A 24,040-nucleotide genomic window follows, 5' to 3' on the forward strand; every position below is an offset into this window, starting at 1 on the left:
AAAGGCTCAATAAAAATGAAATTAACTAATCGACTGAAGAGGAAGATATTAGTGCTGGATGGCATTGATAATGACTTTATAGATTCTGGCGCAAAAATAACATGCCCTGAATGCGAGGGTGTAATAGTTTATTCCATCGTAAACTCATATGAGTTTGACACGCTCACTGAAGAGGTAAAATGCTTTTTGGTTAAGAAAATGAGAGGTGTGAAACTTGTTAGTGATCATAATGAATTTAGCTATGATGAAAGCCAATTATATGTTTTGAAAAACACATGTTCAAAGTGTTTAAAAGAGTTTTCTACTGTATTAACGTATAAAGAAGTGCAGCCAGCCCGATACCGGGTATATCTTGTGGGGCTTTTTGACGGTGATTTGAAACAGTTCAAACTTTAAAAGTTGAGATTTACCAATGATTGAAAATCTCATTTGCATTAAAGAAAATGACCTGCTTCAATGGGCATGTGGTGAAAGTAACATACTGGTTAGTATGACATTTTTAGACTATGCAATGGTCGACTCGACACGCCAGTTAGTCTTTGCGTTAAGCGAGTCAAAGCCACTACCAACCGTTTTGACCATCTTCAATGCGCAGGGTGAAAAACTATTTTGGACTGCACCTCCTGAAGGCGCAGCTTTCTATTACTTAACTTTCAACCTGTCAAAGGAAGTGGTTGTGGTCTGTAGCTATGCGAAAAAGCAAAACGGCTGGCATGATTGGTTTTATTCCTGGGATATGAAGCGTAACGCGTTGTCTCTATCGGGCCCTGCGTATTAAGATCAAAAGCGCCAAAAAATGATAACAATAACCGGTGGCAAAAGAGGACTGCATAAGCAGTTCCAACAAGCGGTTTAAAACAGAGCTAAGAGGCAAAGGATGAGCACGGTTTACATTGTCATTTTAACCTATATCAAACCACTCGAAGAGATTGACGCAGCGATACCTGCTCATGCTGAGTGGCTTAAAAAAGGGTAAGCAGAGGGGGTATTTCTGGCATCAGGTAGACGGATCCCAAGAAACGGCGGTATCATTTTCGCTAAGTGCGAGAGTCTTGCCTCTCTTGAAGAGCGCTTACGCGAGGATCCTTTTCAGAAGTTAAAGCTTGCGACAATTGAGATCATTCCTTTTGAACCCAGCATGAAAACAGAACTCCTGGAAAATGTGTTTTACCCCGCAATAAAAAAATCCACGCCAAAGCGTGGATTTTTTTCATTCAAAACAAATCAAACGTTAAACAGGAAGTTCATCACATCGCCATCTTTAACGATGTAATCTTTCCCTTCCGCACGCATCTTGCCTGCTTCTTTCGCGCCTTGCTCACCCTTGTAGGTTATGAAGTCTTCAAACGCGATAGTCTGCGCACGAATAAAGCCTTTCTCGAAGTCGGTGTGGATCTTACCGGCCGCCTGAGGTGCAGTCGCACCTACAGGAATCGTCCATGCACGCACTTCCTTCACGCCAGCGGTGAAGTAGGTCTGCAGGTTCAGCAGCTCATAGCCTGCGCGAATTACGCGGTTCAGGCCCGGCTCTTCCAGACCCAGCTCGGCCATGAACTCTTCACGGTCAGCGTCGTCCAGCTCGGCAATATCGGATTCAACGGCAGCGCAAACCGCCACAACCACAGAACCTTCAGCCGCCGCGATTTCACGCACTTTGTCCAGGTACGGGTTGTTCTCGAAACCGTCTTCGTTAACATTGGCGATGTACATGGTTGGCTTCAGGGTCAGGAAGCTCAGGTATTTGATCGCCGCCTTGTCTTCTTCAGTCAGGTTTTTCAGCGCGCGCAGCATGCCCGCGTTTTCCAGCTGTGGCAGACATTTTTCCAGCGCAGCCAGTTCCGCTTTCGCGTCCTTGTCGCCGCCTTTGGCTTTCTTCTGCACGCGGTGAATAGCGCGTTCGCAGGTGTCGAGGTCAGAGAGCGCCAGCTCGGTGTTGATAACGTCGATGTCGTCAGCCGGATCCACTTTGTTGTTTACGTGGATGATGTTGTCGTTCTCGAAGCAGCGCACAACGTGGCCGATCGCTTCGGTTTCACGGATGTTGGTCAGGAACTGGTTACCCAGGCCTTCACCTTTGGATGCGCCTTTTACCAGGCCCGCGATGTCCACGAATTCCATGGTGGTTGGCAGAATGCGCTGCGGCTTCACGATTTCCGCGAGCTGGTCCAGACGCGGGTCAGGCATTGGCACAACGCCGGTGTTAGGTTCGATGGTACAGAACGGGAAGTTCGCCGCTTCGATACCCGCTTTGGTAAGCGCGTTAAACAGGGTGGATTTGCCCACGTTTGGCAGACCGACGATACCGCATTTGAATCCCATTTCTAAATCACCTTAATATCTTGATAATCAATCCGTTAACGATAACCGACTGATGAAAAGTAAATAACTACGCCTATTATACACGTAACCCGCATGACGCGCGGTAAAAAAGCCGGATCGGGCGGATTATTGCGCTTTGAAAGCGTGTAAGCGGTTTGTCGCTTTGGTTAACCCATCTTTCAGCCAGATTTCGGTGCAGCGCGCCGCTTCGTCTACCGCCTCGTCAATTAGTTTCTGCTCAGAAACCGGGGGCTTACCGAGTACGAAACCGACAACTTTGTTTTTATCGCCCGGATGGCCTATTCCAACGCGCAAACGGTGGAAATTCGGGTTATTGCCCAGCTTGCTGATGATGTCTTTAAGACCGTTGTGGCCGCCGTGCCCGCCGCCCAGCTTGAATTTTGCCACGCCGGGCGGGAGATCCAGCTCATCGTGGGCGACCAGAATTTCATCCGGATTGATGCGATAAAACGTTGCCATTGCCGCCACCGCTTTACCGCTCAGGTTCATAAAGGTGGTGGGCACCAGTAAACGAACATCCGCGCCAGCAAGGTTAATACGTGAGGTATACCCGAAGAATTTAGGTTCTTCACGCAGGGGAGCACGTAACCGCTCGGCCAGCAGATCGACGTACCATGCCCCGGCGTTGTGGCGGGTGGCCGCATATTCTGCGCCCGGGTTGGCGAGGCCGACAATCAGTTTAATCGTCACGATTCAATTCCTAATGGGTTCCAGATCTGGCGCGTAGTTTACTGTCTGGCGCGCCGCTTGACAAAATTCTGCGATCGTCGCAGCGAAATACGAATAATTACTTATTTGAACAATTAGAATTTCAAGCTGTTCAAAGTCTTATTTGTAAACTTTTGTTTGGGACTTATCTGTAATTGTGATCATTCACGCAACTCATAAAAGGGGCGTTGTCTATACTTTACACACAAGGATTAGGGGCTTTTCCCCTGACAACCCAAAGTTCCGGAGGTGACACATGAAACGCAAAAACGCTTCGTTACTCGGTAACGTGCTGATGGGGTTGGGGCTGTTCGTGATGGTAGCCGGCGTAGGTTATTCCATTTTAAACCAGTTACCTCAGATTGACCTCCCGCAATACTTCGCGCATGGCGCGATATTGAGCATCTTCGTTGGTGCGGTATTGTGGCTCGCCGGGGCGCGCGTGAGCGGACATGAGGAGGTCTGCGATAAATACTGGTGGGTGCGCCACTACGACAAACGCTGTCGTCGCGATCAGCATAAGCACAGCTAGTGCCTGATAAAGAACGCCGAAACGGCTCCCGAGGGAGTCGTTTTTTTTTGCATCAAGGGTTGACCCTCACGTAACGTAAGGCTCCAGAGTGGCGCCACTGGCAAAGAAAAAGGAGCAGTTATGTTGATTCAGGTGGGTGAGCTGGCGAAACGCGCCGGGATCACCGTGCGGACATTGCACCACTATGAGCAAACAGGGTTGTTGCTGCCTTCTGCCAGAAGCGCGGCAGGTTACCGGCTATACAACCTGGCGGATGTCCAGCGTCTGCATATGATCCAGGCGCTGGCAAAAGCAGGGCTGGAACTTGCTGAAATCAGGGATTTCCTGGAACAGGAGTCGCTGTCGTTAACCGAGCTACTCGATGCGCAAATCACGCTGCTGGATAAACAGCTGCGCAGCATACATACGCTGCGCGACCGGCTGGTGGAGCTGCGAACCGGGCTTCTCGACGATGCGACGCCGGATCTGGAATCCTGGCTACAGACTCTGGAGTTAATGAATATGTACGATCGCTGGTTTAGCAAAGAAGAGTTACAGCAGTTGCCGTTTGCGGTGCAGAAGGATGCGCTGGCGGCTATCTGGTCAGGGCTGGTTGCAGAGGCCAACACGCTACTGGAGCAGCGCATACCCGCTACGGACGTGCGGGCGATGGATCTGGCGACGCGCTGGATGGAACGCCTGGAGCAAGACACGGCGGGCAAGCCGGAGTTTCTCACCCGGCTGAACGAGATGCACAGCGTTGAACCGCAGATGCAGGCGCAGACCGGCATCACGCCGGAGATGACGGATTACATCACGCGCGCGTTTGCGGAGTCTAAGCTCTGCATATGGGAGAAGTATCTCACTGCCGAAGAGATAGCCTTTACCCGTGCACACTACTTTGACCGTATGATGGAGTGGCCGCCGCTGGTGGCGAAACTGCATCAGGCTCAGCGGGAAAATACCGATCCCGCCTCGGAGGAGGCGCAAAAGCTGGCTGAAAACTGGCTGGCATTGTTCCAGTCTTACGCGGGCAAGAACCCGGAAACTCAGCAAAAGTTTCGCGCTGCCATGCAGCAGGAACCGCACCTGATGAAAGGAACCTGGATGACGCCTGCCGTGCTTGCATGGCTCCAGCAGGCGATCGGGGTGATGATGCAGAGACGTTTCTCTGCATCAGGTCACTCACAGATCCGCTAACGCGGCTTCACGGTTAGGGTAGAAGGAGAGTCGGCCAGGGATCGGCTGCACGCCCGCGCGCGCCATGGTGCGCAGAGGCTGGAATTCCAGGTTACTCACCCGAAGCTCGCAGCCTTCCGGCAGACGTTTCACAAAGCGCTGGAAGGCATCCAGGCCGCCGGCATCCAGCACCGGTACGGCATCCCATTTCAGCACCACAACCCGTTTGCCCGCGATGCGGGACTCCAGATCGCTGAACAGACCTTCCGCCGCGGCGAAGAACAGCGGGCCAATCACGCGCAGCACCAGCACATCGTCAGGCACCTCGACGTTAACCGGGGAAAGGCGCGTCATCTGCGCGATGCGGCGCATAAACAGCAGGGAAGCCAGCACGATCCCGACGCTGATGGCGATAACCATATCGAACAGCACGGTCAGCGACATGCAGATCAGCATCACGATGATGTCGTCTTTCGGCGCGCGACGCAGCAGGTTCACCACCTTGTGCGCCTCGCTCATGTTCCAGGCCACCATCAGCAGCAGGGCGGCCATGGCGGAAAGCGGTAGCCAGGAGAGCAGCGGGGCGAGGATTAGCAGGGCAAGGATCACCAGCACGGAATGGATAACCGCCGAAACGGGTGACGTTGCCCCCGCGCGCACGTTGGCCGCAGAGCGGGCGATGGCTGCCGTTGCGGTAATACCGCCGAAGAACGGCGCGACGAGGTTGCCCAATCCCTGACCGACCAGTTCGCTGTTGGCTTTGTGCTTGGTGCCGGTCATGCCGTCCAGAACAACGGCGCAGAGCAGGGATTCAATCGCCCCCAGCATTGCCATAGAGAACGCGGCGGGAAGCAGGGCGCGCAGGGAATCCCAGCTTAGGGTGAAGCTGGAGCCGGGCATGTCCCACGGCAGCACCAGCTGCGGTAGCAGTTGCGGAATGCCGCTACCCTGTGAGCCGTCCGCCAGAACATAGTGGAACTGCGAGCCGATAGTCGCGACGTGACCACCGAACATATTAACGATAGCCATTACCGCGCAGCCCAGCAGCAGCGCGGGCAGATGGCCCGGTAGACGAATACCGAGGCGAGGCCAGACGATCAGCGTGCCCAGCGTCACAATCCCGATGGCGGCATCGCCCAGATTGGTCGTCGGCAGCGCCATAAACAGCGCCCCCACTTTTTGCAGATAGTGTTCAGGAACGTGAGCCATTTGCAGGCCGAGGAAATCCTTGATCTGCATGGTTCCGATGGTGATACCAATCCCCGAGGTGAACCCCAGCGTCACGGAAAGGGGAATATATTCAATCAGGCGACCAAAGCGGGCCAGACCAAACAAAATCAAAAAGACGCCGGACATCAGGGTGGCGACCAGCAGGCCTGCCAGACCAAACTGCTGCGAAACCGGGTAGAGGATCACCACGAAGGCGGCGGTCGGGCCGGAGACGCTGAAGCGCGAACCGCCCGTCAGGGCAATGACTATCCCGGCAATGGCCGAGGTGTACAGACCGTACTGCGGCGCAACGCCGCTGCCAATCGCCAGCGCCATCGCCAGCGGGATAGCGATAATGCCGACGGTGATCCCGGCAATCAGGTCACGGACAAAGCGTGACGAGGTGTACTTCTCTTTCCAGCAGGCGTCGATGAGGGCGCGAAAGGGCAGAACATGTGAGGAGGCTACGTTTTTCACAATTATCTATCATCCGTATGCGCATCATCTGTCATATGAATGGCAGGTGAAGGAGGCATTAATCATACAAATAAAACCCGGAGACAAAAAAACCCGCCGCAGCGGGTTTTTCGGCCGTGTTCGATTAGTGTTCGAACATTGCTGAGATGGATTCTTCGTTGCTGATACGACGAATCGCTTCGGCCAGCATCCCGGACAGGGTCAACGTACGCACGTTTGGCAGTGCTTTGATCTCGTCGCTCAGTGGAATGGTATCGCATACCACCACTTCGTCAATGACGGAGTTGCGCAGGTTGTTTACCGCGTTACCGGAGAAGATCGGGTGAGTCGCGTAAGCGAATACGCGCTTGGCACCACGCTCTTTCAGCGCTTCAGCGGCTTTACACAGCGTACCGCCGGTATCGATCATGTCATCAACCAGAACGCAGTCACGGCCAGCAACGTCCCCGATGATGTGCATCACCTGAGAAACGTTTGCGCGCGGACGGCGTTTATCGATGATTGCCATGTCGGTATCGTTCAGCAGCTTAGCGATAGCACGGGCACGTACCACGCCGCCGATGTCCGGAGAAACCACGATTGGGTTATCCAGGTTCAGCTGCAGCATGTCTTCCAGCAGGATTGGGCTGCCGAATACGTTATCAACCGGAACGTCGAAGAAGCCCTGGATCTGCTCAGCGTGCAGGTCAACGGTCAGTACGCGGTCAACGCCGACGCTGGACAGGAAGTCAGCGACAACTTTAGCGGTAATTGGCACACGCGCGGAACGGACGCGACGGTCCTGGCGGGCATAGCCGAAGTAAGGGATTACAGCAGTGATACGGCCTGCGGAAGCGCGACGCAGGGCGTCGACCATAACAACCAGTTCCATCAGGTTGTCGTTCGTTGGAGCACAGGTGGACTGGATGATGAAAATATCACCACCGCGTACATTTTCATTAATTTGTACGCTGACTTCGCCGTCGCTAAAGCGACCTACGGCGGCGTCGCCGAGGGAAGTGTACAGGCGGTTGGCAATACGTTGTGCTAGTTCCGGGGTGGCGTTACCAGCAAAAAGCTTCATATCAGGCACGAGAAGAACCTCAGGCATGCGTCCAGTGGTGGATAGCGTTCGCCGCAAACTGTGCGGGCCAGGCGAAGGCTATCCAGGCGGTGTATTAAAGAGCGCGATGCAACGTCTGGAACAGGGTGACGTTGTCACCGAAACTCAGTCTGCGCCAGAATGGCCTGCTGTAGGGGGGAGGTGTTCATCCCGCGTGCTACAAAACCATGCAGCCAAACCGGCGCTTGCTCAAGCACCTGACGAGCGGCGGATTCGGTGTCAAATTCAGCAAAGACACAGGCCCCTGTACCAGTCAGGCGCGACGGCGCGTATTCTAACAGCCAGGAAAGCACCGCATCAACCTCGCGAAAACGTTTTCTTGCGATATCCTCGCAATCGTTGCTGAATTCACAATTTAATAACGTTTCTATTGACCGAATCGGGGTATTCCTTTTCAGGTCAGGATCTTTAAAGATGACCGGGGTCGGAATGCTCACGCCAGGATGGGCAACCAGATACCACTTCTCCGGCGGTTCAGCCGGGGAGAGGATTTCCCCCACGCCCTCGGCAAAGGCCGCATGACCGCGCACAAACACCGGAACATCCGCCCCCAGCGTCAGGCCCAGGGCTGCCAGTTCGTCCTGCGACAGCCCGCAGCCCCAGAGGTGGTTCAGCGCAACCAGCACGGTGGCTGCATTGGATGAGCCGCCCCCCAGACCGCCGCCCATCGGCAGGCGCTTCTCGATACGGATATCCGCACCGCTTCCCGCGGGCAGACGTCCTGATTCCGCCGCGGCTTTCATCATCAGACGCGCGGCGCGCACGATCAGGTTGTCCTCATGCGCCACGCCTTCGACCGGCGTTAGCAGGCAAATCTGCCCGTCCTGGCGCAGTTCAATGGAGATCGTGTCGCCATAGTCAATAAACTGAAACAGCGTCTGCAGGGTGTGATAACCGTCAGCACGCTGGCCGGTAATGTATAAAAACAGGTTCAGCTTTGCCGGAGAGGGCCAGTGGGTCATCATTTAACGATCCAGTTGTCCATTTTCAGCTTGATGCGCTGGCTGCCCTGGGTCAGTTCCATATTCGATGGCAGCGACGGTTTACTCTTACTGTCATAGGCGCTGTACACCACTTTCCAGGTTTTGCCGTTCTGGGTGTAGTTCACCTGGCTCAGACGATATTGATCGTCCAGGGTGTAGTCGGTGGCATCACCCGGCAGACCAAGGATCCACTGGCGCAGGCTGTTGAGCGGGATAGGCATCCCGGTCAGCTTGCCAATCATCTCTTCGGCATCGGTCGCGGTATAGTGCTGGCCTTTGTTATCGGTGATCTGCGCTTCACCCGGCTTGGCGATAAGCTCCAGTTCGGTGCTGCCCAGCGGGTTCAGCAGCAGCAGGCGGTAATTGTCCTGACCGGTCTGCTGCCAGAAAAAGCGGGCATAAACCTTCTGTTCGTCAGAGAGATAAGCGAAAGCGCCGCGGGTCTGGTACTGGTTCAAATTACGGACGTCCTGCTGGTGCTGACGCCACTGCGGTGAATCAGGGCTTTTGCCCGGGCCTTTTGGTTGGGTGACGGTACAGGCGGTCAGAACCAGTGCTGCCAGCGGCAGCAGGCGAATCAGTCGGGTCATAATGAGGACAAATCCTTGAGATACGTTGCAGTTATAACTGTTAATGCTAGCGTCGAAGGGGGCTACCGTCTACGTTCAAATTATCTCAAAGGGTTGTGTAACCTATTACTCCGAAAGGGGGCTGTCCCTTTTATTGATCTCCCGCATCCTGTATGATGCGTTCTGCTAACCTTATTAACGCTGGTACTACTCCCGCTCAACATGACCCTATTAGCACTCGGCATCAACCACAAAACGGCTCCGGTTTCGCTGCGAGAACGCGTAACGTTTTCGCCGGATACGCTTGACCTGGCGTTGGATAGCCTTCTTGCACAGCCTATGGTGCAGGGTGGCGTGGTGCTCTCGACGTGCAACCGTACCGAGCTGTATTTAAGCGTGGAAGAGCAGGACAACCTGCACGAAGCGCTGATCCGCTGGCTATGTGATTACCACAATCTCAATGAAGACGAGCTGCGCAACAGCCTGTACTGGCATCAGGACAACGATGCCGTCAGCCATCTGATGCGCGTCGCCAGCGGTCTGGATTCGCTGGTGCTGGGCGAGCCGCAAATTCTGGGTCAGGTAAAAAAAGCCTTTGCGGATTCGCAAAAAGGACATCTGAAGGCCAGCGAGCTGGAGCGCATGTTCCAGAAGTCGTTCTCCGTGGCGAAGCGTGTGCGAACCGAAACCGACATTGGTGCCAGTGCGGTTTCTGTTGCTTTCGCGGCCTGCACCCTTGCACGCCAAATCTTTGAATCCCTTTCTACCGTCACCGTGATGCTGGTGGGGGCGGGCGAAACCATCGAACTTGTGGCGCGCCATCTGCGCGAGCATAAAGTGAAAAAGATGATTATCGCTAACCGCACTCGCGAACGCGCGCAGGTGCTGGCGGATGAAGTGGGTGCAGAGGTGGTAGCCCTGAGCGACATCGATGAACGCCTGAAAGAGGCGGACATTATTATCAGCTCTACCGCCAGCCCGCTGCCGATTATCGGGAAAGGGATGGTGGAGCGTGCGCTGAAGTCCCGCCGTAATCAGCCGATGCTGCTGGTGGATATCGCCGTCCCGCGCGATGTTGAGCCGGAAGTGGGCAAGCTGCCTAACGCCTATCTCTACAGCGTGGATGACCTGCAAAGCATCATTTCGCACAACCTTGCTCAGCGTAAAGCGGCGGCGGTTCAGGCGGAAACCATTGTCGAGCAGGAAACCAGTGAGTTTATGGCCTGGCTGCGCGCGCAAAGCGTCAGCGAGACCATCCGCGAGTACCGCGGGCAGGCGGAACAGGTGCGTGATGACCTGACTGCCAAAGCGTTAGCAGCCCTTGAACAGGGCGGCGACGCAAATGCGATTATGCAGGACCTGGCGTGGAAACTGACCAACCGCCTGATCCATGCACCAACCAAATCTCTTCAGCAGGCCGCCCGTGACGGGGATGATGAACGCCTGACTATTCTGCGCAACAGCCTCGGGCTGGAATAGCGCCCTATACCCATTTTCTAAGACAAGGTGCACTTACGCCTATGAAGCCTTCTATCGTCGCTAAACTGGAAGCTCTGCACGAGCGCCATGAAGAAGTACAGGCGCTGCTCGGGGATGCCGGGACCATTGCGGACCAGGAACGTTTTCGCGCGCTCTCGCGTGAATACGCGCAGTTAAGTGATGTTTCTAAATGCTTTACCGACTGGCGACAGGTTCAGGAAGATATCGAAACCGCGCAGATGATGCTCGACGATCCTGAAATGCGCGAGATGGCGCAGGAAGAGTTGCAGGATGCGAAAGCGCGTTCTGAAGAGATGGAGCAGCAGCTTCAGGTGCTTCTGCTGCCGAAAGATCCGGACGATGAGCGTAACGCGTTTGTGGAAGTGCGCGCCGGTACCGGCGGTGACGAAGCGGCGCTGTTTGCCGGGGATCTGTTCCGCATGTACAGCCGCTACGCCGAATCGCGTCGCTGGCGCGTGGAGATCATGAGCGCCAACGAAGGCGAACATGGTGGCTACAAAGAGGTTATCGCCAAGATCAGCGGCGACGGCGTGTACGGTCGTCTCAAGTTTGAATCCGGCGGTCACCGCGTGCAGCGCGTACCGGCTACCGAATCTCAGGGCCGCATTCACACCTCCGCCTGTACGGTTGCGGTGATGCCGGAGCTGCCGGAAGCTGAACTGCCGGACATCAATCCGGCGGACCTGCGTATTGATACGTTCCGCTCCTCTGGCGCGGGCGGTCAGCACGTTAACACCACCGATTCCGCTATCCGTATTACCCACCTGCCGACCGGCATCGTCGTCGAATGTCAGGACGAGCGTTCCCAGCACAAAAACAAAGCTAAAGCGTTGTCCGTGCTGGGCGCGCGTATCCACGCAGCCGAAATGGCGAAACGCCAGCAGGCGGAAGCGTCTACGCGCCGTAACCTGCTGGGCAGCGGCGATCGCAGCGACCGTAACCGCACCTACAACTTCCCGCAGGGCCGCGTAACCGACCACCGCATCAACCTGACGCTGTACCGTCTGGACGAAGTGATGGAAGGCAAGCTGGATATGCTGATTGAGCCTATCGTGCAGGAATACCAGGCCGACCAGCTGGCGGCGCTGTCCGAGCAGGAATAATGGATTTTCAGCGCTGGTTACGCGAGGCTGCCGGTGAGCTTTCAGAAAGCGAAAGCCCGAAACGCGACGCCGAGATTTTGCTTGAGCATGTGGCGGGTAAAGCCCGCACGTATCTGCTGGCTTTTGGCGAAACCGAACTGACCGCGGAACAGGAAGCGCAGCTCGCCGGGCTGCTTGCTCGCCGTAAAACCGGCGAGCCGGTGGCGCACCTTGTCGGTGAGCGTGAGTTCTGGTCGTTACCGCTGTACGTCTCGGCGGCGACGCTGATCCCGCGTCCGGACACCGAGTGTCTGGTGGAGCAGGCGCTGGCGCGTTTACCTGCGGCGGCCTGCAGCATTCTCGATCTTGGTACCGGCACCGGGGCTATCGCGCTGGCGCTCGCTACCGAGCGGCCCGACTGTACGGTGACGGCGGTGGATGTAATGCCCGATGCGGTGGCGCTGGCGCAGCGTAACGTGCAACGTCTCGGGCTCGGCAACGTGACGGTGCTGCATAGCAGCTGGTTCAACGCGCTGGAGAATCGCTCATTTGCGATGATTGTCAGCAATCCTCCCTACATCGACGAAAATGACCCGCACCTTGCCCAGGGAGACGTGCGCTTCGAACCGCTGACGGCGCTCGTGGCCGCCAACGCGGGATTAGCCGATCTCGATCACATTGTGACAACGTCACGTAAACATTTGCTTCCCGGCGGCTGGCTGCTGGTGGAGCATGGCTGGACGCAGGGAGAAGCCGTGCGTGCACTGTTTACGCAAGCTGGCTACGCCGCTGTCGAAACCTGCCGCGACTACGGCGGCAACGAACGCCTGACGCTGGGGCAGTGGCCATGAAAACAGGCTATCTGCCATTTACTGATAAAGGCGCATGGCTGACTGAAAAGCTGTTTGGCGTTATCATCTACATCGTTTTGAGTTTTATCGCGCCTGAGCGTCATTGTTCGCTCAGTCGTTACTGGGGTAAGTCATGAGGTCCTTAGCCGATTTCGAATTTAATAAAGTGCCGCTTTGCGATGGCATGATCCTGATTTCTGAGATGATTCGCGACGATTTTACGTCGCAGTTTGTCTACGATGAGCTGGAGAATCTGGTCAGCCTGGCGCGTGAAGAGATTAATCAGGCTCGCCCGCAAGACTGGCAATTAGAGAAGCTGCTGGAGCTTTTCTACGGCGAATGGGGTTTCTGCGACACGCGGGGCGTGTATCGCCTGTCTGACGCGTTATGGCTGGACCAGGTCTTAAAAAATCGTCAGGGCAGCGCCGTGGCGCTGGGCTCTATTTTGCTGTGGGTCGCGCACCGTCTGGATATTCCGCTGGTCCCGGTCATTTTCCCGACGCAGATGATCCTGCGTGCAGAGTGGCTGGACGGCGAAATGTGGCTCATTAATCCTTTCAACGGCGACACGCTGGATGAACATACGCTGGACGTGTGGCTGAAAGGCAATATCAGCCCGGTGGCTGAACTCTTCAACGAAGATCTCGACGAGGCGGATAACGCAGAAGTGATCCGCAAGCTGCTGGATACGCTGAAGTCTGCGTTAATGGAAGAGCGTCAGATGGAGCTGGCGTTGCGCGCCAGCGAAGTGCTGCTGCAGTTCAACCCGGAAGATCCGTACGAAATTCGCGATCGCGGGCTGATCTACGCGCAGCTCGACTGTGAGCACGTGGCGCTGAACGATTTGAATTATTTCGTCGAGCAGTGTCCGGAAGACCCCATTAGCGAAATGATTCGTGCGCAGATCAACGCGATCTCGCACAAACAAATTACACTGCATTAATCTTAATTCCGATTCACACCTGAATAAGGCGATCCTATGAAACAAAAAGTGGTTAGCATTGGTGATATCAAGGTAGCAAATGACCTGCCGTTCGTACTGTTTGGCGGCATGAACGTGCTGGAATCCCGCGATCTCGCCATGCGTATCTGCGAACACTACGTGACCGTGACCCAGAAGCTGGGCATCCCGTACGTGTTTAAGGCCTCTTTTGACAAAGCCAACCGCTCCTCCATCAACTCTTACCGTGGCCCGGGCCTGGAAGAAGGGATGAAGATTTTCCAGGAGCTGAAGCAGACCTTTGGCGTGAAAGTGATCACCGACGTGCATGAAGCCTCTCAGGCGCAACCGGTGGCAGACGTGGTGGACGTGATTCAGCTCCCGGCATTCCTGGCTCGCCAGACCGACCTGGTTGCGGCGATGGCGAAAACTGGTGCCGTTATCAACGTGAAGAAACCACAGTTTGTAAGCCCTGGGCAGATGGGTAACATCGTCGATAAGTTTATCGAAGGTGGCAACGACAAGGTGATCCTGTGCGACCGTGGCGCAAACTTCGGCTACGACAACCTGGTTGTCGACATGCTGGGCTTCAGCGTGATGAAAAATGTCTCCGGCCAGTCTCCGGTGATTTTCGACGTGACCCACGCTCTGCAATGCCGCGACCCGTTCGGCGCCGCGTCCGGCGGCCGTCGCGCCCAGGTGACCGAGCTGGCGCGCGCCGGCATGGCGACTGGTCTGGCAGGCCTGTTCATTGAAGCGCACCCGGATCCGGCTAACGCGAAATGCGACGGCCCATCCGCGCTGCCGCTGGACAAGCTGGAGCCGTTCCTGAAGCAGATCAAAGCGATTGACGATCTGGTGAAGAGCTTCGACGAGCTGGATACCAGCAACTAATAAAAAAACCCGCTTCGGCGGGTTTTTTGTTTTCCCTCTCCCTGTGGGAGAGGGTTGGAGTGAGGGCCTCAGCCCGCACCGGATAAAATTACGCAAATATCGTCATCAGATACGCAATAAACAGGGCCATATGCGCCGCGCCGTTCAGCACGTTGGTACGCCCGGTTGAGAACGAAATCTGGCACAGCAGCAACGAGGCGACCATCACAATCATCTCCGGCGCGCCCAGCGCAAACTGCAGCTCGTTGCCCGTCATAAAGGCAATCAGCGTTACCACCGGGACGGTGAGTGAAATCGTCGCCAGTACGGAGCCGAAGAACAGGTTCATTGCGCGCTGCACCTGATTATTCAACACCGCTTTCAGCGCGCCCAGCCCTTCCGGCGACAGAATCAGCAGGGCCACCAGGAAGCCGGTAAACGCCACCGGCGCATTCAGCTCGGTTAACAGCGTCTCCAGCGGGTTAGCGTTCATCTTGGTGACGGCAATCACCGCAATCAGATGTACGATCAGCCAAACCGTATGCCATGCGCTGCTGTGGGCCGACGGCTTGCCGTGGTGCGGGTCATCATCGTCGCCGTCATCTTCATGCTCGTACACAAACAGGCTCTGGTGCGTTTTGGTCTGAATCAACAGGAACACGCCGTACATCGCGGCGGAAATCAGGGCGACCAGCAGCGCCTGACCGGTGGAGAAGTTTGCACCCGGCAGCGCCATCGGGAAGACCAGCACGATAATCGCCAGCGGGAAGAGGGCGATCAGATACTGTTTAATGCCGAACAGGTTCATATACTGGGTCGCAAATTTGCGCCCGCCCAGCAGCAGAGAGAAGCCCACCAGGCCGCCCGTCACTATCATAATGATCGAGTAGAGCGTGTCGCGCATCAGCGTCGGCGCGGCATCGCCGGTCGCCATAAGCGCGGAAATCAGGCTGACTTCGAGAATAACAACGGAAAGGCTGAGAATTAACGATCCGTACGGCTCGCCCAGACGGTGGGCCAGGACGTCCGCATGGCGAACAACGCTAAATGCGCTGGTTAAGATGCCGACCAGGGCAAGAATATTGATACCAACCACCACTGGCAGTGACTGACTGCTTCCCCAGAAGAGCAGCACAGCCAGTGCCAGAACCGGGAAAATGAGTGACGTCTCCTTGTGGCGGGTCTTTACCGCCTCGTGTGTTGCTGTCATGTGCTTCTCCATCAATGCAGGTGCTTGTAATTATAGATAGATTTTTGAGGTCATTAAACTAACAGATCTCTGTTAAATACCCTTTATTTTTTACTTAATTTTACCCTTTGTCATTATTTTCATTCTTGATGTCTATAATGCGGTGTTTTTATTTATTAATCATTAAATAACAATAAATTAAAAATGTAATGTATTCATAAATTATTGTCGGGTGGCACCATGGCGTATCGTCGTCCACACTTATCTCTTTAACCAAAAGAGAGGTTAGTGATGCCCTATAAAGCGAAACGTGAATTACCGGATAACGTGCAAAACGTGCTGCCCGCTCACGCGCAGGATATCTACAAAGAGGCGTTTAACAGCGCCTGGGATCAGTACAAAGACAAGGACGATCGCCGGGATGATGCCAGCCGTGAAGAGACGGCCCACAAGGTCGCCTGGGCCGCAGTAAAACATGAATATGAGAAAGGAGACGACGATAAATGGCATAAAAAGAAATAGCCGTGAAATGATTCGCTGCCTTCATTTTGACTTTTCAGGCGGTTGAACTTCCGTTGTATTGCAACTGGTCCGCTAATTGCTTATCGTTATTTAACTGCTGGCAAAATGACCAGCAAAAAAATGCCGGGAAGGCGAATTACAGATGTCGCAAGGAAGCATGCAGTGGCGGAGGTGTAAAGTGTTAACGCGTGATTTCTTAATGAAGGCAGATTGTAAGACGGCATTTGGTGCTATTGAGGAATCGCTTCTCTGGTCAGCTGAACAACGTGCGGCGTCGCTCGCTGCCACGCTTGCCTGCCGCCCGGATGATGGCCCGGTATGGATTTTTGGCTACGGCTCCCTGATGTGGAACCCGGCGCTCGAATTTGTCGAATCGGCAACGGGAACGCTGCCTGGCTGGCATCGCGCATTTTGCCTGCGCCTGACGGCCGGACGCGGTAGCGCGTGCCAGCCGGGGCGCATGCTTGCACTGAAAGAGGGCGGGCGCACCACGGGCGTGGCGTATCGCCTGCCTGATGCCACGCTGGAAGAGGAGCTTACGCTGCTCTGGAAGCGCGAGATGATCACCGGCTGCTATATGCCGAGCTGGTGCAAGCTGGAACTGGACGACGGACGCACCGTCAATGCGCTGGTGTTTATTATGGACCCGCGCCATCCGCTGTATGAAGCGGATACCCGCACGCAGGTGATTGCCCCGTTGATTGCCGCCGCGAGCGGGCCGCTGGGCACCAACGCGCAGTATCTCTTCTCCCTCGATCAGGAATTGACCCGCCTCGGGATGCAGGACGATTGTCTGAATGAGCTGGTGGCGAAGGTGAAGGCGCTGCTGGAAGGGAACCTGCTTAATAACCCGCTACGTCCGGGTTTTGCCTGAAAAAACGCCCGGCTAAACCGGGCGTTCGTTTTATGCGGCAACGTAGCTAACCGAATGCTCCAGCGACTGGCTGTGGCTGTCGATCAGCACATCCCAGGTGCCAGTATAAGGCACGGTCAGCCACGCCTTGTCATCCTGCACCGTCAGAATATCCGCCTGCGATTGCTTCTGCGCTTTTGAACTCATGAGATGAATGCGGCAGCGTTCTGAGCAACGTACCACGACCGTATCCCCGCCAAACAGTTTCAAACTTGTCTTCACCAGTGCCATTTTTTACCCCGTCGATTTTGCCCATCCCGAGCGTGATATTGTTCACAATTCACTCATGGCATAACACCAAAGGGGAGGGGGTGGGATGCTGATTTTGATCAAAAAATGGCATAACGATTAAACAAAAATGACAAAATTCCTCAAAATTTAGGCTGGCGCGCGTTTTACCCGCTAAACGCGCTCCGGAAGAAGATTAAATGCGGAAATGCCCGGCTGTTTCAGCAAGGTCGCCCGCCTGGCTCTGCAGGGCACCCGCGGCGGCGGCGGATTCCACCACCAGTTCGGCGTTCTGCTGAACCATTCTGTCGAGATGGGTCACCGCGTGGTTGATCTCATGAATCCCTTTCATCTGCTCGCTGGTGGCGATGGAGATTTCGCGCATGATGCCTGAGACGCTTCCGATGCTGGAGCGGATCTCATCCATGCTTTCCCCTGCCAGATGCACGTAGCGGGAGCCGGTCGCCACGCTGTCGGTGGTGGAATCGATCAGGGATTTGATCTCTTTCGCCGCCTGAGCGCTACGGCTCGCCAGGTTACGCACTTCGCCTGCTACGACGGCAAACCCGCGCCCCTGCTCACCCGCACGCGCCGCCTCGACGGAGGCGTTCAGCGCCAGAATGTTGGTCTGGAAAGCAATGCCGTCAATCACGCTGGTGATATCGCCAATTTTTGCCGACGCGACTTCAATAGACTGCATGGTGCTGATCGCCTGCGATACCACCTCGCCGCCGCGCGCCGCGGCCGCTGAGGCTTTGCTCGCCTGATCGTTCGCTTCTGCCGCCGATTCATTCGACTGGGTCACGGAGGCGGTGATCTGCTCCACGGCGCTGGCCGTCTCGCGCAGGCTGGATGCCGCCTGCTCGGTACGTCCGGAAAGATCCTGGTTACCTGCGGCAATCTCCTGCGCGGCGTTTTTCACCGATTCGCTGGCGTCACGGAGCTGCACCATCACTACCGACAGCTTATCGCTGAAGGCGTTAAAGGCCTGCGCAATCTGCGCAACCTCATCTTCGCCGCTGTCCGGCAGGCGCTGGGACAGATCGTTAGTCCCGTTAGCAATGTTGTGCATCGCGTCGCGAATGTCGGACAAACGCTTGAGCAGGCGGGCAATCAGGAAATGCACAATGGCGCCGCTCAGCAGTGCGAGGATCACCAGCGAAATCCCCGAGGCTTTAAGCAGGGAACGCATGCCGGAGGTGGCGTCACCGCTGTCGAGCGCGACGACTAACAGCCAGTTTGTGCCCGGCACGGCTGTCGCCACGAAGGTTTTTTCAGCGTCGTTCAGCGTTCCGTCGACGAGGTTACCGCTTTTCAGCGCAGCAAAATCAATGCCTTTGATCGTCTCACCAAACGGTTTCAGTGTGAGGGCCGGATCGTTAGCGGCAATCACGCTGCCGTCGCTGTTCAGAAGCAGCCCGCTGCTGGCCGGGGTTGGATGGATCCCGCGCACGTTAGCCACCACGCTGTCCATCGCCACATCGCCCGCCACCACCGCTTTTAGCGTGCCATTTTCTTTCACCGGCACCGCAAAGGTGACCACCAGTTTACCGGTCCCCGCGTCAACGTAGGGCGCGGTGACAACCGGACCGTCCGTGCTGACCACCTGCTGATACCACGGGCGAATAGTGGGGTCATAGTCCGCCGGAACGCCCGCCGGTTCAGAGAATTTCGCCGTTTTGCTGGCGTAGCCAACATAGACGTTGGTGAATCCACCCGCCTGCGCAAGCTGTTTAAACACCGGAACCGGGTCGTCACTCAGCGCAACGGTCTGCGCGGAGGCGATCACCGACATCTTGCTTTTTACCCAGTCGGCAATCGCCATGTTATGGCTGGCGCTGGTGCTGGTCAGAATATCGCGCTGGGACTGCTGGTTATCCTGGCGCGTGACCTGGAAGTTGATAACGGTGTTAAGGAGAAGGGCGACGACCAGACAGCCTGCCGTCGTCGCGATGATGCGTGCACGAATCGATCTGAACATAAGTGAAATACCTGCTGTGTTGTTTCCATGCCTATCGGCAACCCCGCAGGTAAACTTGATGCTGAAACCGCGTCCATAAGAAAATAATATTTTTACGGGTTTATTATTAAAAAGTTAATACTTTATCGGCGGACAGCGTCCACTCGGCCAGCTCAACCAGCGTACCGATTTCTACGCCATCAATCAGCGGCAGACCGGTAATGCCGCGGCCGTCGGTGCAGGTCTTGCACAGCTTCACCGGCACGTTTTGCGCGGTGAGGATCTCCAGCATCTGCTGAATGTTATAGCCTTCTGCCGGTTTTTGACCTTTCAGCCCCGCGGTGACCGCGTCCGACATCAAAAAGAGTCGTAACGCCAGGCCACTCTCTTTTTCACGCAGCGCAATCGCCAGGCGCAGGCTGTTGAAAAGGGATTCGCTGCCGTAAGCCGCACCGTTGGCGACGATCACAATATTTTGCATGTTGACTCCTGTTCTTAGAAAGGCACGAATATTGCTTAGCTTTCCCGAGTTTCGCTATTCTGGAGAGTAAGCATGACATTAATGGCTGGCATTTCGCCAGGCGCTGCCGAATGGCTCGAGCGCGCAAGGATGATGCGCCGGGAGCAGCTCAGCAAGCTGGCACAGCTGGGCGTACTTGTGCACGGCATTAGCCAACTGGTGCACATGTTACAGTGCGAGCGTGGGGCGTCCAACGTCTGGCTCTGCTCACAGGGTAAGCTTTACGCCCCCGAATGCAAAGCCAGCCGGGCGCTGGTGGATGAAAACCTCGCTGCACTTTATGCCATTCTTGAAAAACAGTCGCCGATAGCGGGAAGTAGCGTCTGTGAACGTATCGGCGGCGCGCTTCAGAGCCTTGATATGCTTCCCGCGCTGCGCGACGGTGTTATTCAGCAAACGGTAACGGCGCCGCAGGCGATGGAACACTACTCCCGAATGCTTCGCCATCTGCTCAGTATCGTGCCGCAGCTCAATGACAGCATTGACGATCCGCAAATCGCCGGGCGTTTTGTTGCCCTTTATAGCCTGATGCAGGGGAAAGAGCTGGCGGGACAGGAGCGGGCGCTGGGGGCGATTGGCTTCACGCAGGGCTTTTTCGATGATGTGACTCGCCAGAGGCTGGTTGACCGCATCGACGGGCAGCAGGCCTGCTTTGAGATCTTTCTTTCGCACAGCCATGCTGACGTCCAGACCACCTTTTCCCTGCACTGCCAGCCCGATCGTGAAACGGAGCAACTCCGGCGCGTAGCCTGTACCCGCCAGCCTGCCGCGGATGATGGCCTTACCGCTCTGGCCTGGTTTGCTCTGCAAACCGCGCGCCTTGAGCATCTGCGCACGCTGGAGGAGACGCTCATCGCCGATCTGATGACGGCGGTGGAGGAGCGTATTTACCGTAACGATGCGTACGTGCCTCCCGCCGATGAGCGGGACGATCCGCTGATACAGTATCCGGAAAAACCGTTGCTCACCCTGGTGCGCCAGCAGGCGCGCGAGATAGAACAGCTCTCGCGCCAGCTTGCATCGCTGCGCGACACGCTTGAAGAGCGCAAAGTCATTGATAAAGCGAAAAGCGTGCTGATGACCCACCAGAATATGAGTGAGGAACAGGCCTGGACGGCGCTGCGCAAAATGGCGATGGACAAGAACCAAAGGATGGTGGATATCGCCCGCGCGCTGCTGATGGTGAAGAATTTATGGCAGGTAATACCAAAGGAGTAGCTGCACGGTCAGCGGGCATTTTGTGCCTGATTAAGGTGCGTGCAGGCGAGGGGAATTCGGTTAGCACGCCGGAAACAGTGGGTTAAAACCTGGCATTCACTTTGCATTATCAGATTAACCATTTTTGACGATGCGCCAACGGCGGCGCATGCGTCTTCGGGATAAAGGCGTCCACTGGTGCTTCGGCATCGTGGGCGCTTTTTTTTTGGTTTTTTTCAGGAGTGGTCATGGCGGATTTGTCGAGACGGCGTTTTTTGCAGGCCAGCGTGCTGGCGAGTGGCGCAATGCTGTTACCGGGTGTCATGCAGGCCGCATGGGCGGCAGGCTCGGATAATCCTGAGCAGGAAACGGTGCGCATTGGGTTTATCCCGCTGACCGACTGCGCCCCGGTGGTTATCGCGGCGCTGAAAGGCTTTGATAAAAAATACGGTATTACCATCGTGCCCACCAAAGAGGCGAGCTGGGCGGCGGTGCGCGACAAGCTGGTGGCGGGCGAGCTCGACGCCGCGCACATTCTCTACGGCCTGCTGTACGGCCTGGAGCTGGGCATCGCCGGCAAGCCGCAGCAGATGGCGAACCTGATGACGCTCAATCAGAACGGCCAGGCGATTACGCTTTCAAGCGATCTGGCGGAGAAGGGCGTTCGCGACCTGGACGGGCTGAAAAAGCTGATTGGGCAGCAGGCGCCCGGCACCTATACCTTCGCGCACACATTCCCGACCGGGACGCACGCCATGTGGCTCTACTACTGGCTGGCCAGCGCGGGCATTAACCCCTTTGACGACGTGCGCACGGTGGTGGTGCCGCCGCCGCAGATGGTGATGAACATGCGCATTGGCAACATGGTCGGCTTTTGCGTCGGCGAGCCGTGGAACGCCCGGGCCATCAACGACCGCATCGGTTTTACCGCCGCCACGTCGCAGTCCATCTGGGCCGATCATCCGGAAAAAATACTCGGTACGCGCCGCGACTGGGTGGAGAAAAACCCGCACACCGCGCGGGCGCTGGTGAGCGCCGTGATGGAGGCGGCGCGCTGGATCGAAGCCTCCCCGGAAAACAAACGCGAGACCGCGCAGATCCTCTCCCGCCGGGCGTGGCTCAACTGCAAGGAACAGTATCTCACCGGACGCATGCTCGGCGAGTACGATAACGGCCTGGGCCAGCGCTGGCAGGACGCGCACCCGATCCGCTTCTTCAACGAGGGGGCCGTCAGCTACCCGTATCTCTCCGACGGCATGTGGTTCTTAACCCAGTTCCGCCGCTGGGGCTTGCTCAAATCCGCACCGGACTACGCGGGCATCGCGCAGCGCATTAACCAGACGGCGGTCTGGCAGGATGCCGCCGCGGCGGTGGGGGGCATTACCACACCGACTTCACCACTGCGCAGCAGCACATTGATGGACGGCACTGTCTGGAACGGTACCGACCCGGAAGGATACGCCAGCCGTTTCGCCATTCACCGTAAAGGGGCCTGATTATGCAGCATCTGCAAAAGACGAATTCACACGAGACGCCGGAGAGTGGGGAGGTGAGTGTCCTGCCTCCGGTGCAGGTTCGCCGCCGTACGCCGACGTTTGCGCGTCGGATTAACGCGATCCTTCAGCGCATCATCCCGGCGTTTCTCGGTCTGGGACTGCTGGCCGTGCTCTGGCAGCTGGCGGCGATTAACAGCAAAGGTTTCCCGACGCCGCTCAGCACGCTCGATTCCGCCATCACCCTGTTCGCCGATCCGTTTTATCGCGACGGGCCTAACGATATGGGCATCGGCTGGAACGTGCTCGCCTCATTACAGCGCGTGGCGGTGGGCTTTGGCCTGGCCGCGCTCGTCGGGATCCCGCTCGGCTTCCTGATTGGCCGCTTCACCTTTTTCTCTCGCATGTTCGGCCCGCTGATCGCGCTGTTACGCCCGGTTAGCCCGCTGGCCTGGCTGCCCATCGGCCTGCTGCTGTTCCAGAAAGCGGAGCCCGCGTCGAGCTGGACCATTTTTATCTGCTCCATCTGGCCGATGGTGATCAACACCGCCGAAGGCGTGCGCCGCATTCCGCAGGACTACCTCAACGTGGCCCGGGTGCTGCAGCTTTCCGAGTGGACCATCATGCGCCGCATTCTCTTCCCGGCGGTGCTGCCCGCGGTGCTGACCGGGGTGCGTCTCTCCATCGGCATCGCCTGGCTGGTGATCGTCGCCGCCGAGATGCTGACCGGAGGTTTAGGGATCGGCTTCTGGATCTGGAACGAGTGGAACAACCTCAACGTCGAAAACATTCTCATCGCCATCGTCATCATTGGCGTGGTCGGGCTGCTGCTGGAGCAGGGGCTGATGCTGATCGCCCGTCGCTTTAGCTGGCAGGAAAAATAAGGAGCGAACATGAAACCATTAATTCAGGTCCAGGCCGTGAGCCAGCGTTTTTCCACCGCCAGCGGCGAGTTTCTGGCGCTGCAGAACGTCTCTTTTGATATCCAAGAGGGCGAAACCGTCAGCCTGATTGGACACTCCGGCTGCGGCAAATCGACGCTGCTGAACCTCATCGCCGGTATTACCCTGCCGACGGAAGGCGGGCTGATTTGCGACAACCGCGAAATCGCCGGGCCGGGTCCGGAGCGCGCCGTGGTCTTCCAGAACCATTCGCTGCTGCCGTGGCTCACCTGCTTTGACAACGTGGCCCTGGCGGTCGATCACGTGTTCCGCCACAGCATGAGCAAGGCGGAGCGCCGGGAGTGGATTGAACACAATCTCGACCGCGTGCAGATGGGGCACGCCCTGCACAAGCGCCCGGGAGAGATCTCCGGCGGCATGAAGCAGCGCGTCGGTATTGCCCGCGCGCTGGCGATGAAGCCGAAAGTCCTGCTGATGGATGAACCCTTCGGCGCGCTCGATGCCCTGACGCGCGCGCATCTGCAGGACTCGGTGATGCAGATCCAGCAGGCGCTGAACACCACGATCGTGCTCATTACCCACGACGTGGACGAGGCGGTGCTGCTCTCCGATCGCGTGCTGATGATGACCAACGGCCCGGCGGCCACCGTCGGGGAGATCCTGCGCGTCGATCTGCCGCGCCCGCGCAACCGGGTGCAGCTTGCCGACGACAGCCGCTATCACCACATGCGCCAGCAGATCCTTCATTTCCTCTATGAAAAGCAGCCGAAAGCGGCGTAATGAGGGGGCTTT

25 protein-coding genes and 2 pseudogenes are annotated in these 24,040 nt (G+C 56.6%); 17 read left to right on the top strand and 10 right to left on the bottom strand.

The genetic code is table 11. The annotated features are described in order from the left end of the window. Positions 1–15 precede the first annotated feature (15 nt). The 3 genes and pseudogenes from NUX24_RS04565 to NUX24_RS04575 form a co-directional block, all read left to right on the top strand. The gene (locus NUX24_RS04565) at positions 16–396 is read left to right on the top strand and encodes a hypothetical protein (protein ID WP_257830111.1); all 381 of its coding nucleotides are present in this window, start codon (positions 16–18) and stop codon (positions 394–396) included. Positions 397–412: 16 nt separating this feature from the next. Beyond that, a complete protein-coding gene (locus NUX24_RS04570; RefSeq protein ID WP_257830112.1) occupies positions 413–778 on the top strand; it encodes a hypothetical protein in 366 nt (121 codons plus the stop codon). A gap of 99 nt (positions 779–877) precedes the next feature. Next, positions 878–1,165 (top strand): annotated as a pseudogene (locus NUX24_RS04575) (YciI family protein); the annotation flags it as partial. A gap of 59 nt (positions 1,166–1,224) precedes the next feature. Here NUX24_RS04575 and ychF read toward each other — a convergent pair. Together ychF and pth are read right to left on the bottom strand one after the other, a co-directional pair. Then, positions 1,225–2,319, bottom strand: coding sequence for a redox-regulated ATPase YchF (ychF, locus tag NUX24_RS04580; protein ID WP_010432886.1), 1,095 nt, complete (start codon positions 2,317–2,319; stop codon positions 1,225–1,227). Between the two features lie 126 nt (positions 2,320–2,445). Further along, positions 2,446–3,030 carry an aminoacyl-tRNA hydrolase gene (gene pth, locus NUX24_RS04585; protein WP_023336005.1) on the bottom strand — a complete coding sequence of 195 codons (585 nt, stop codon included), beginning with the start codon at positions 3,028–3,030 and terminating at the stop codon, positions 2,446–2,448. 274 nt (positions 3,031–3,304) lie between these two features. Between pth and ychH the strand changes: the two genes are divergently transcribed. Both ychH and NUX24_RS04595 read left to right on the top strand, forming a co-directional pair. Continuing rightward, positions 3,305–3,580 carry a stress-induced protein YchH gene (gene ychH / locus NUX24_RS04590; RefSeq protein ID WP_023312132.1) on the top strand — a complete coding sequence of 92 codons (276 nt, stop codon included), beginning with the start codon at positions 3,305–3,307 and terminating at the stop codon, positions 3,578–3,580. 120 nt (positions 3,581–3,700) lie between these two features. Then, complete coding sequence (locus tag NUX24_RS04595) at positions 3,701–4,759, top strand: MerR family transcriptional regulator (RefSeq protein WP_257830113.1); 1,059 nt, start codon at positions 3,701–3,703, stop codon at positions 4,757–4,759. On the opposite strand, the gene dauA is transcribed toward NUX24_RS04595, so the two are convergent. The 4 genes from dauA to lolB all read right to left on the bottom strand — a co-directional run bounded on the left by dauA (position 4,745) and on the right by lolB (position 9,099). Beyond that, positions 4,745–6,424 (bottom strand): C4-dicarboxylic acid transporter DauA, encoded by a 1,680-nt coding sequence (gene dauA, locus NUX24_RS04600; protein WP_257830114.1) that lies wholly within the window; start codon positions 6,422–6,424, stop codon positions 4,745–4,747. The genes NUX24_RS04595 and dauA overlap by 15 nt on opposite strands. Before the next feature lie 124 nt (positions 6,425–6,548). After that, complete coding sequence (gene prs, locus NUX24_RS04605; RefSeq protein WP_003856663.1) at positions 6,549–7,496, bottom strand: ribose-phosphate diphosphokinase; 948 nt, start codon at positions 7,494–7,496, stop codon at positions 6,549–6,551. 125 nt (positions 7,497–7,621) lie between these two features. After that, positions 7,622–8,491 (bottom strand): 4-(cytidine 5'-diphospho)-2-C-methyl-D-erythritol kinase, encoded by an 870-nt coding sequence (gene ispE / locus NUX24_RS04610; RefSeq protein ID WP_257830115.1) that lies wholly within the window; start codon positions 8,489–8,491, stop codon positions 7,622–7,624. Beyond that, a complete protein-coding gene (gene lolB, locus NUX24_RS04615; protein ID WP_047651182.1) occupies positions 8,488–9,099 on the bottom strand; it encodes a lipoprotein insertase outer membrane protein LolB in 612 nt (203 codons plus the stop codon). The genes ispE and lolB overlap by 4 nt, the downstream gene beginning before the upstream one ends. Before the next feature lie 201 nt (positions 9,100–9,300). Here lolB and hemA point away from each other — a divergent pair, with 201 nt between their 5' ends. The 6 genes and pseudogenes from hemA (at position 9,301) to kdsA (ending at position 14,345) form a co-directional block, all read left to right on the top strand. Beyond that, the gene (hemA, locus tag NUX24_RS04620) at positions 9,301–10,557 is read left to right on the top strand and encodes a glutamyl-tRNA reductase (protein ID WP_023335999.1); all 1,257 of its coding nucleotides are present in this window, start codon (positions 9,301–9,303) and stop codon (positions 10,555–10,557) included. Between the two features lie 41 nt (positions 10,558–10,598). Beyond that, complete coding sequence (gene prfA / locus NUX24_RS04625; protein WP_021240360.1) at positions 10,599–11,681, top strand: peptide chain release factor 1; 1,083 nt, start codon at positions 10,599–10,601, stop codon at positions 11,679–11,681. Beyond that, positions 11,681–12,511, top strand: coding sequence for a peptide chain release factor N(5)-glutamine methyltransferase (gene prmC / locus NUX24_RS04630; protein WP_126328773.1), 831 nt, complete (start codon positions 11,681–11,683; stop codon positions 12,509–12,511). Before prfA ends, prmC begins: the two co-directional genes overlap by 1 nt. 2 nt (positions 12,512–12,513) lie before the next feature. Beyond that, positions 12,514–12,603: pseudogene (locus tag NUX24_RS04635) on the top strand (siroheme synthase); the annotation flags it as partial. Positions 12,604–12,644: 41 nt separating this feature from the next. After that, the gene (gene sirB1, locus NUX24_RS04640) at positions 12,645–13,454 is read left to right on the top strand and encodes an invasion regulator SirB1 (protein WP_023312124.1); all 810 of its coding nucleotides are present in this window, start codon (positions 12,645–12,647) and stop codon (positions 13,452–13,454) included. Positions 13,455–13,490: 36 nt separating this feature from the next. Continuing rightward, a complete protein-coding gene (gene kdsA / locus NUX24_RS04645; RefSeq protein ID WP_029741601.1) occupies positions 13,491–14,345 on the top strand; it encodes a 3-deoxy-8-phosphooctulonate synthase in 855 nt (284 codons plus the stop codon). 88 nt (positions 14,346–14,433) lie between these two features. Here kdsA and chaA read toward each other — a convergent pair whose 3' ends face one another. Beyond that, positions 14,434–15,534: a sodium-potassium/proton antiporter ChaA gene (chaA, locus tag NUX24_RS04650; RefSeq protein ID WP_023312122.1), complete on the bottom strand. Its 1,101-nt coding sequence runs from the start codon at positions 15,532–15,534 to the stop codon at positions 14,434–14,436. Between the two features lie 270 nt (positions 15,535–15,804). Here chaA and chaB point away from each other — a divergent pair, with 270 nt between their 5' ends. Both chaB and NUX24_RS04660 read left to right on the top strand, forming a co-directional pair. Then, positions 15,805–16,035 carry a putative cation transport regulator ChaB gene (gene chaB / locus NUX24_RS04655; RefSeq protein ID WP_023312121.1) on the top strand — a complete coding sequence of 77 codons (231 nt, stop codon included), beginning with the start codon at positions 15,805–15,807 and terminating at the stop codon, positions 16,033–16,035. A 178-nt stretch (positions 16,036–16,213) separates the two neighbouring features. Further along, positions 16,214–16,909, top strand: a complete 696-nt coding sequence (locus NUX24_RS04660) for a gamma-glutamylcyclotransferase (RefSeq protein WP_126328772.1) — start codon at positions 16,214–16,216, stop codon at positions 16,907–16,909. Positions 16,910–16,939: 30 nt separating this feature from the next. Here the strand turns inward: NUX24_RS04660 and NUX24_RS04665 are convergent, their stop codons facing one another. The 3 genes from NUX24_RS04665 to NUX24_RS04675 all read right to left on the bottom strand — a co-directional run bounded on the left by NUX24_RS04665 (position 16,940) and on the right by NUX24_RS04675 (position 19,617). Next, positions 16,940–17,179: a DUF1883 domain-containing protein gene (locus NUX24_RS04665; RefSeq protein ID WP_010432930.1), complete on the bottom strand. Its 240-nt coding sequence runs from the start codon at positions 17,177–17,179 to the stop codon at positions 16,940–16,942. A gap of 193 nt (positions 17,180–17,372) precedes the next feature. Further along, a complete protein-coding gene (locus NUX24_RS04670) occupies positions 17,373–19,157 on the bottom strand; it encodes a methyl-accepting chemotaxis protein (protein WP_047651178.1) in 1,785 nt (594 codons plus the stop codon). A gap of 106 nt (positions 19,158–19,263) precedes the next feature. Then, positions 19,264–19,617 (bottom strand): DsrE/DsrF/TusD sulfur relay family protein, encoded by a 354-nt coding sequence (locus NUX24_RS04675; RefSeq protein WP_126328771.1) that lies wholly within the window; start codon positions 19,615–19,617, stop codon positions 19,264–19,266. 72 nt (positions 19,618–19,689) lie between these two features. Here NUX24_RS04675 and nasR point away from each other — a divergent pair, with 72 nt between their 5' ends. The 4 genes from nasR (at position 19,690) to NUX24_RS04695 (ending at position 24,028) form a co-directional block, all read left to right on the top strand. Next, a complete protein-coding gene (gene nasR / locus NUX24_RS04680) occupies positions 19,690–20,874 on the top strand; it encodes a nitrate regulatory protein NasR (RefSeq protein ID WP_257830116.1) in 1,185 nt (394 codons plus the stop codon). 227 nt (positions 20,875–21,101) lie between these two features. Further along, positions 21,102–22,349 carry a CmpA/NrtA family ABC transporter substrate-binding protein gene (locus NUX24_RS04685; protein WP_257830117.1) on the top strand — a complete coding sequence of 416 codons (1,248 nt, stop codon included), beginning with the start codon at positions 21,102–21,104 and terminating at the stop codon, positions 22,347–22,349. Between the two features lie 2 nt (positions 22,350–22,351). Continuing rightward, the gene (gene ntrB / locus NUX24_RS04690) at positions 22,352–23,230 is read left to right on the top strand and encodes a nitrate ABC transporter permease (protein WP_257830118.1); all 879 of its coding nucleotides are present in this window, start codon (positions 22,352–22,354) and stop codon (positions 23,228–23,230) included. Between the two features lie 9 nt (positions 23,231–23,239). Beyond that, positions 23,240–24,028 carry an ABC transporter ATP-binding protein gene (locus NUX24_RS04695; RefSeq protein WP_257830119.1) on the top strand — a complete coding sequence of 263 codons (789 nt, stop codon included), beginning with the start codon at positions 23,240–23,242 and terminating at the stop codon, positions 24,026–24,028. Positions 24,029–24,040 lie beyond the last annotated feature (12 nt).

Origin of the sequence: Enterobacter sp. HG048 (assembly GCF_024702055.1) — a bacterium.
Classification (GTDB): Bacteria; Pseudomonadota; Gammaproteobacteria; order Enterobacterales; family Enterobacteriaceae; genus Enterobacter; species Enterobacter dykesii.